This window comes from Pseudomonas nabeulensis, assembly GCF_004682045.1.
GTDB lineage: Bacteria > Pseudomonadota > Gammaproteobacteria > Pseudomonadales > Pseudomonadaceae > Aquipseudomonas > Aquipseudomonas nabeulensis.
Map to the genome: position 1 here is coordinate 1 of NZ_QUZT01000124.1, position 7,786 is coordinate 7,786.

Below are 7,786 nucleotides of genomic sequence, written 5' to 3' on the forward strand. Positions count from 1 at the left end.
TTATTTTTTATCCCTCAGACCTCTTAACTGACTGGCATTAGGGCAAGGCCCCTCCCACAATGGTTTTGCAGTGTTGCTGGGTTACAGGCTTTCCAGAATGTCCGCCATATCGTCGGCGTGCTCTTCTTCCTGAGCCAGGATCTCTTCGAACAGACGGCGAGTGGTCGGGTCTTTGTCGCCGATGTACTGGATGATTTCGCGGTAGCTGTCCACCGCAATCCGCTCGGCCACCAGGTCTTCGTAGACCATCTCCTTGAGGTCCTTGCCGGCCACATATTGAGCGTGGGAGTTCTTGGTCAGCAGGTCCGGATTGAACTCCGGCTCGCCACCCAATTGCACGATGCGCTCGGCCAGCTTGTCGGCGTGCTCGGCCTCTTGGTTGGCATGTTCGAGGAACTCACCGGCGGCCACGGACGCCTTGATGCCACTGGCCATGAAGTAGTGGCGCTTGTAACGCAGCACGCAAACCAGCTCAGTGGCCAGCGACTCGTTGAGCAAGCGGATGATTTGTTCGCGGTCGGCGTCATAGCCTTCGGTTACGGCGCCATTTTCGACGTTCTGGCGGGCGCGGCTGCGCAGGGTGGCAACGTCTGTGAGGTGTGCTTCAGTCATCTCGATCTCCTGGTGCTAATCCGGTTTTGCGCCACGCTCTGCCGGCGTGATCGCTCCAAGTTGTGAGTCCCGCGCCACACAAAAAGTTTTATCGGATTTATGTCACAAGCTCGTCGTGGGACTGCGCTAGCCTCCAGGGATCCTTCTTGAACAAGGACGTTCGGCCCATGCCGCAGTCATTCGCCACGCGTTACCCCCTTGTGCTGGTGCCCGGCATGCTCGGTTTTGTGCGCCTGGGGTGGTTCCCTTATTGGTATGGCATCGTCCCGGCGTTGAAGGCAGGAGGCGCGCAGGTGTTCCCCGTGCAGGTGGCACCGCTGGACTCCAGCGAAGTGCGCGGCGAGCAGTTGCTGGTGCAGATCGAGCTAATTCGCCGCGAGACCGGTGCCGACAAGGTCAACCTGATCGGCCACAGCCAGGGTTCACTCACGGCGCGTTATGCGGCGGCCAAACGCCCGGAGTGGGTGGCCTCGGTGACGTCGGTGGCCGGGCCGAATCATGGCTCGGAACTGGCCGACCATATCCACGCCCACTACCCGCCTCACAGCGTAAAAGGTCGGCTGATGAGCGCGCTGTTCTATCTGTGTGCCTGGGTGATGGGGTTGCTGGAGACCGGCTACCGCGGGCCGCGCTTCAAGGCGGACTTGCACGCCTCTCACCGCTCCCTGACCAGCGAAGGCGTGGCGCTGTTCAATCGTGAGTACCCACAGGGATTGCCGCAGACGTGGGGAGGGCAGGGCGCCGAGGAGGTCAATGGTGTGCGCTATTACTCATGGTCCGGGACATTGCAGCCCGGCATCACCGACCGGGGACGCAACCTGTTTGACGGGACGAACCGCAGCTGCCGCCTGTTCGCCCGCAGCTTTGTGCGAGAGAAAGGCCAGTGCGACGGCATGGTCGGGCGCTACAGCTCACACCTGGGGGTGGTGATCGGTGATGACTATGCGCTGGACCACTTCGATATCGTCAACCAATCCATGGGGTTGGTGGGCAAGGGCGCCGAGCCGATTCGGCTGTTTGTCGAGCATGCGCAAAGGCTGAAGGCGGCTGGGGTATAGCCGGTTGACTGCGTTATCGTTCATCGCAGGCAAGCCAGCTCCCACAGGGGAATGCGTTTCAAATGTGGGAGCTGGCTTGCCTGCGATAGCGATGGTTCAGGCAGCACGGACCGGTGTGGTCCAACGTTCCGACAAAATCACTCCACCCAAGGTCAGCAACCCCCCCACCAAGTGATACATCGCCAATTCTTCCTGCAACACCACAGCCGCAATCAACGCCGTGATCAACGGCAGCAAATTGAAAAACAACGTCGTCCGGCTTGGCCCCAGGGTTTTCACCGAATGCATCCACGCCAACGGTGCCGCCATCGAAGCCAGCAAGCACGCATACAGCACCAGCGGAATATTCGACCAGCCCAGGCCAGCCTTCGCCGAGAACAGAAACAATGGAAACAGCACCACCACCGCCACCAGTACCTGCAAATACAGCAATACCAGCGGCGGCAGGCGCAGCTGCCATTTTTTCAGCAGCGTGCTGTAGACCGCGTAGGCCAGGGTGGCCACCAGCATCATCGCGTCCCCCAGGTTGACCCCGTGTTGCAGCAACGCGCCAAGGCTGCCCGCCGAGACCACGACCACGACGCCGCCAAACGACAGCACTGCACCGGTGAGGGCGCCGTAGGTCAGGCGCTGGCCAAGGCTGATGATGGCTGCGGTCAATGCCATCAACGGCATCAGCGAAAGAATGATCCCCATATTGGTCGCAGAGGTCAGCGAGGCGGCGTAGTACGCCAGGCTTTGGTACACCGCCATGCCCAGCACGCCGAGGATAAAGATCTTGCCCAGGCTCGGACGGATCGTGGCCCAGTGGGTCATCACCGGCTTGAGCATGAACGGTGTAAACAGAAGCGCTGCCAGCAGCCAGCGGTAAAAGCCGATCTCTGACGGGAAAATCGAGCCCACGGCCAATTTGTTGACGACGGTGTTACCCGCCCAGATAAAAATGGCCAGCAGGGGATAAGCGTATTGCATCGCAAGGAACCAGATGTGTTGTTGAGGCAGGATTATCCCTTGTCTGGATCGAAGCCTATACTGCGATCCAGACAAACCACCTCTGTATCCAGACAATATGGCCAGACATACCGTACGCCTTGCGGACTTTCGCAGCTTGCCGAGCCCGGTGTATTTCCGTTATTCCGATTTCGCCCCCGATACCGAGTGCACCCCGCACCAGCATTTCTGGGGCTCGCTGGATTATTCCGCCAGTGGCGTGATGCGCATGGAGGTGGCGGGCAACCGCTTTATGTCGCCACCGCAATACGCAGTGTGGGTGCCGCCGCATACGGAACACAGCTCGTATAACGCCGAGGCAATTGTCTACCACTCGGTAGGACTGGCGCCGGAACTGTGTGAGCAACTGCCACCGCAGCCCTGCACCTTGGCTATCAGTGACATCCTCAAGGCGATCCTCAGCGACTTCGCCAAGCGCGACGTGAATATCCCGCAGACCGAAGCGGATATCCGCCTGGCCCAGGTGCTGGTGGACCAACTCCGGCAGGCGCCGATCCACGATTGCTTCCTGCCGTACGCGCGCCATCCCGGTTTGCTCGGCGTGCTGGAAGGGATGCAGGCCAACCCGGCCGATAACCGTCCCCTGGCGCATTGGGCCGAGCAAGTGCACGTAAGTGAACGCACATTGGCGCGTCAGTTTGTGCGCGAACTGGGCATGAGCTTTGGCGAATGGCGCCAGCGCCTGCGCTACCTGGCAGCCATCGAAGCCCTGGACAGTGAACACAGCGTGCAGCACGTGGCGTTTGACCTGGGCTACAGCACCGCGTCGGCGTTTATCGCGATGTTCCAGCGCCACGCCGGCTGTACGCCGGAGCAATACCGTCGGTCGAATATCCACGTGCGGTGAAGATGTAACAGGGTTTGACTACACTTCTGGGCAGGCCGTGCCCCTTTGGCACGGTAACAGGGAGAAAACTCCATGAAGATGCTGCGTATTCCGCTGTTGATGGTCGGCCTGCTGCTGTGTTCCCAAAGCTTCGCTGACACTGCCCAGCAAAACAAAATGACCACCTGCAATGCCGACGCCACCACCAAAGCCCTTAAAGGCGATGAACGCAAAGCCTTCATGAGCACCTGCCTCAAGGCCGCCCCCGCCAAGACCCTGACACCGCAGCAGCAGAAGATGAAGGACTGCAATGCCTCGGCGAAAACCAAGGCGCTGGCGGGTGATGCACGTAAGACCTTTATGAGCACCTGTCTCAAAGGTAGCTAACAGCGATCTTGAAGTCCCTGAAACCCAATGTGGGAGGGGGCTTGCCCCCGATAGCGGTGGATCAGTCGACATATTCATCAACTGAAAGTCTGCCATCGGGGGCAAGTCGAATCGTCGCACCGCCCCTCCCACAGTTGACCGCATTCTAAACCTGAGCTCTCGCTTGATTTCCTCAAGGCTGGCAGACTGCCCATCCTTTAACGCCGTTCGTTTTGAGGCTGTATGCCAACGTTTTCTCAGCGTCATGTGTTGTTGCTGGCCAGCTACATCATCATTTTCGGCGGATTGCTGCTGGTGTTGCCGCTCAAATTGCTGCCCAGCCTGCTGGCCGGTCTGTTGGTCTATGAACTGGTCAACATGCTCACTCCCCAACTGCAACGGCTGATCGAAGGCCGGCGTGCGCGCTGGCTGGCCGTGGCGTTGCTCGGCACCCTGATCGTCAGCGTGCTGACCCTGATCTTTGCCGGCGCCATCAGCTTCCTGCTCCACGAAGCGGAAAATCCCGGGGCGTCCCTCGACAAATTCATGGGTGTGGTCGACCGCGCACGAGGCCAATTGCCGCCGTTCCTCGACGCCTACCTGCCCGCCAGCGCCGCCGAATTCCGCGTGGCCATCGGCGATTGGCTGAGCAAGCACCTGAGCGAACTGCAACTGGTGGGCAAAGACGCCGCGCACATGTTCGTCACCTTGCTGATCGGCATGGTGCTCGGCGCCATCATCGCCCTGCAACGCGTGCCCGACCTGACCAAACGCAAACCCTTGGCCGCCGCGCTGTTCGACCGCCTGCACCTGCTGGTCCAGGCCTTTCGCAACATCGTCTTTGCCCAAATCAAGATCGCCGCGCTGAACACCGCCTTCACCGCCGTGTTCCTCGCCGTGGTGCTGCCGCTGTGCGGGATCCACCTGCCGCTGACCAAAACCCTGATCGTGCTGACCTTCCTGCTGGGCCTGTTGCCGGTGATCGGCAACCTGATGTCCAACACGCTGATCACCATCGTCGCGCTGTCGCTGTCGATCTGGGTGGCGGTGGCGGCGTTGGGGTATCTGATTGTTATCCACAAGGTCGAGTACTTCCTCAACGCGCGGATTGTCGGCGGGCAGATCAGTGCCAAGTCCTGGGAATTGTTGCTGGCGATGCTGGTGTTTGAGGCCGCGTTTGGCTTGCCGGGGGTGGTGGCGGGGCCGATTTACTATGCGTATCTCAAGAGTGAGTTGAAGCTGGGGGGGATGGTTTAGGTCCTCTCGCAGGGATAAACCACTCAGCCGGTAGCGACCGTTCGTCGATAAAACCAATGAAATGGAGGTGGCGGAGCGCAGATTTGCGCCCGTCGTTTCCAGGCATGTCGGTAATCGGTGTCATTGAGCCGCGTGCCTGTCTTGCCTGTCGGAAAACGCTCCTAAATCTTCTGAATTTGCCTCCTTTCTATGTAAGAAAAAGTCAGGCTTTATCCTGCCTGGCTTCCACCTTCCTACGGCTGTCAGCACCATCTCCCTACACTTTTTCTCCGTGCATTCCAGAAGTCTGTCAGCCGTTTCAACTCACTGAAAAAACAAGCATTTTTTCGTAACATTTATCCTTTTCCTTAAGCGTTTCAGCCTCGGCAATCTGCGCGTTCTTTCCATTTGAGCGCCTGTGAGGGTGAAAGGGATGCCTGCCGTTTTTCGACCTGCCGTGCTGGGGATAGCGTTGCTCTCCGGCCCTCTGCTTGCCGCACCGCAACCGTTGCCGGGCGACCGCGAGCTGGCCCGTGAGCGCCAGCAACAGGTGCTGGAGGAGCAGCGCCGCCGCCTCGACGAGCTGCAAAGCCTACCCGGTGAAGAGGTTGAACAAACTGCGCCCGCGTTGATGGATGACGGCCAGTGCATCACCTTCACCCGCATCGTCATCGACGGTGGTTCTTTGCTGTCCGACGCCCAGCGCGATGGCCTGCTGGCGCCCTGGCAAGGTCAGTGCCTGGGCGTGTCGCAGCTCAATGAATTGCTCAGGCGTATTACCGATCACTACCTGCACCGCGGCTACGTCACCAGCCGCGCCTATCTGCCGCAACAAGACCTTATGCGCGGTGAGCTGCACATCATCGTGGTGGAGGGGCGCCTCGAAGGCTTTGACAGCTCTGCCCTGGCCAGCCCGTTGGAATCGGCCATGGCGTTCCCCGGCACCGTCGGTGAGGTGCTGGACCTGCGAGAGCTGGAGCAGTGGGTCGATCAACTGGCGCGGCTGCCCTCACGCCAACCCCAGTTGGAGTTGGCGCCGGGGCAGACCGTGGGCGGCAGCCGTGTGTCGCTCAAGGGCGAGCGCTTGAAACCCTGGCGTGCGTCGGCCAACCGCAATAACCATGGCGATCACGGCACCGGTCGCCAGCAGGCCGGCATTGGCCTTGAGTGGGACAGCCCGTTGGGGCTGGCCGACCAACTGAGCCTGCGGGCCAACCACGATACCGTCAGCGACCGCTGGCGGCATTCGGCAAGCCAAAGCCTGTTCTACAGCCTGCCCTATGGCTGGTGGACGTTGAATTTCAGTCACAGCCAAAGCGAATACCGCACGCGCAACGATGCGTCTGGTTTTGTCTTTGCGCTGTCCGGCGACACCTCCAGCCAACAACTGCGCGCCGAACGCGTGCTGCACCGCGACAACCTGGGCAAGACCGCGATCAATTTCGGCCTGAGCCACCTGCGTACCAACAACTACCTGGAAGACGTGCTGCTGCGCACCTCCAGCCATCGCATCACCGAGAGCCAACTGGGCTTCAACCATGGGCGACGCATCGGCAATGCCTTCGTCAACCTCGATGCCGGTTGGCAACAGGGCATCGGCGCGCTGGATGCCCAGCGCGATCTCTCCACTCAGCGCGGTGCACCGACCTCGCGTTATCAGAAATACACCCTGACCCTCAGCTACTTGCAGTCCTTCCGTTGGCTGGGCCAGCACTGGACCGTCGACAGCCTCGCCACCGGCCAGCACGCCGAAGACGAACTCTACGGCCCGCAACGCCTGAGCGTCGGCGGCCTCGGCGCGGTGCGCGGGTTTCAGGAACAGAACCTGTCCGGCAACAACGGCGGCTACTGGCGCAGCCAAGTGCGTTGGCGCCATCCCGTGAGCTGGGATGTCTTGCGCCCGTGGGTACACGAAGTGGGCGTGGGGTTTGGCTACGACATCGGCGTGATCAGCCGCGGCCCGCACAACCCCGATTTCGCCGGGCGCCTGAGTGGCAATGCCTGGGAACTCAGCGCGCGCGGCCCGCACCTGGCCGCTTCGCTGGTGTTCGCCCGCTCGCTGGAACGCCCGACGGTGATCGAGTACCGCGAGCATCCGATGTACGCCCGAGTCGACCTGTTTTTCTAATAACAATAAGGAACCTTGCCCATGGACGTGCGTAGTCCGTTTAACCAGTGCCTGGCTCTCAGCCTGGCCGGGATTCTCTTCCTCAACCCGCTTGTGTCCGCCGCGGCGCAACTGAGCGTAGACCCCGCCAGCCCTGGCACCAGCTTCGGCCATGCGCCCAATGGGGTGCCGGTGGTGAATATCGCCGGGCCCAATGGCAGTGGGCTGTCCCACAACCTGTTCACGGACTACAACGTCGGCAGCAACGGGCTGATCCTCAATAACGCCACCCAGGCGGCGCAGAACACTCAGCTGGGCGGGGTGATTCTCGGCAATCCCGGCCTGCAAGGGCGGCCGGCCAGTGTGATTCTCAACGAGGTCACCGGCGGCAATCGCAGCCACCTTGGCGGCTACACCGAAGTGGCCGGGCATGCGGCGCGGGTGATTGTCGCCAACCCTCATGGCATCACCTGCAATGGCTGCGGGTTTATCAACACGCCACGGGCGACCTTGACCACCGGCAAGCCGGTGCTCGACGGCGGGCGTCTGGACCATTTTCGCGTCGAGGGC

8 protein-coding genes are annotated in these 7,786 nt (G+C 60.9%); 6 read left to right on the forward strand and 2 right to left on the reverse strand.

All coding sequences use genetic code 11. From position 1 onward, the window contains the following. Positions 1-81: 81 nt before the first annotated feature. Positions 82-612: a ferritin-like domain-containing protein gene (locus tag DYL61_RS30805; RefSeq protein WP_135311525.1), complete on the reverse strand. Its 531-nt coding sequence runs from the start codon at positions 610-612 to the stop codon at positions 82-84. A 167-nt stretch (positions 613-779) separates the two neighbouring features. Between DYL61_RS30805 and DYL61_RS30810 the strand changes: the two genes are divergently transcribed. Then, a complete protein-coding gene (locus tag DYL61_RS30810) occupies positions 780-1,670 on the forward strand; it encodes an esterase/lipase family protein (protein WP_135311526.1) in 891 nt (296 codons plus the stop codon). 96 nt (positions 1,671-1,766) lie between these two features. On the opposite strand, the gene DYL61_RS30815 is transcribed toward DYL61_RS30810, so the two are convergent. Further along, a complete protein-coding gene (locus DYL61_RS30815; protein ID WP_135311527.1) occupies positions 1,767-2,642 on the reverse strand; it encodes a DMT family transporter in 876 nt (291 codons plus the stop codon). 97 nt (positions 2,643-2,739) lie between these two features. Between DYL61_RS30815 and DYL61_RS30820 the strand changes: the two genes are divergently transcribed. From DYL61_RS30820 to DYL61_RS30840, 5 genes are all read left to right on the forward strand, one after another. Further along, positions 2,740-3,528: an AraC family transcriptional regulator gene (locus DYL61_RS30820; RefSeq protein WP_135311528.1), complete on the forward strand. Its 789-nt coding sequence runs from the start codon at positions 2,740-2,742 to the stop codon at positions 3,526-3,528. A 72-nt stretch (positions 3,529-3,600) separates the two neighbouring features. Continuing rightward, complete coding sequence (locus tag DYL61_RS30825) at positions 3,601-3,894, forward strand: PsiF family protein (protein ID WP_105695207.1); 294 nt, start codon at positions 3,601-3,603, stop codon at positions 3,892-3,894. 222 nt (positions 3,895-4,116) lie between these two features. Beyond that, entirely contained in the window at positions 4,117-5,130 is a 1,014-nt protein-coding gene (locus DYL61_RS30830) for an AI-2E family transporter (protein WP_105695208.1), read from the forward strand. A 412-nt stretch (positions 5,131-5,542) separates the two neighbouring features. Beyond that, on the forward strand, positions 5,543-7,237 hold the full coding sequence (locus tag DYL61_RS30835) for a ShlB/FhaC/HecB family hemolysin secretion/activation protein (protein WP_135311529.1): 1,695 nt from the start codon (positions 5,543-5,545) through the stop codon (positions 7,235-7,237). 21 nt (positions 7,238-7,258) lie between these two features. Then, a partial coding sequence (locus DYL61_RS30840) for a filamentous hemagglutinin N-terminal domain-containing protein (RefSeq protein WP_135311530.1) occupies positions 7,259-7,786 on the forward strand: 528 nt, incomplete at its 3' end.

Coding starts and splice junctions, on each gene's coding strand:
- DYL61_RS30835 (WP_135311529.1), top strand. CDS start 5,543: ATGCCTGCCGTTTTTCGACCTGCCGTGCTGGGGATAGCGTTGCTCTCC.
- DYL61_RS30830 (WP_105695208.1), top strand. CDS start 4,117: ATGCCAACGTTTTCTCAGCGTCATGTGTTGTTGCTGGCCAGCTACATC.
- DYL61_RS30825 (WP_105695207.1), top strand. CDS start 3,601: ATGAAGATGCTGCGTATTCCGCTGTTGATGGTCGGCCTGCTGCTGTGT.
- DYL61_RS30815 (WP_135311527.1), bottom strand. CDS start 2,642: ATGCAATACGCTTATCCCCTGCTGGCCATTTTTATCTGGGCGGGTAAC.
- DYL61_RS30820 (WP_135311528.1), top strand. CDS start 2,740: ATGGCCAGACATACCGTACGCCTTGCGGACTTTCGCAGCTTGCCGAGC.
- DYL61_RS30810 (WP_135311526.1), top strand. CDS start 780: ATGCCGCAGTCATTCGCCACGCGTTACCCCCTTGTGCTGGTGCCCGGC.
- DYL61_RS30805 (WP_135311525.1), bottom strand. CDS start 612: ATGACTGAAGCACACCTCACAGACGTTGCCACCCTGCGCAGCCGCGCC.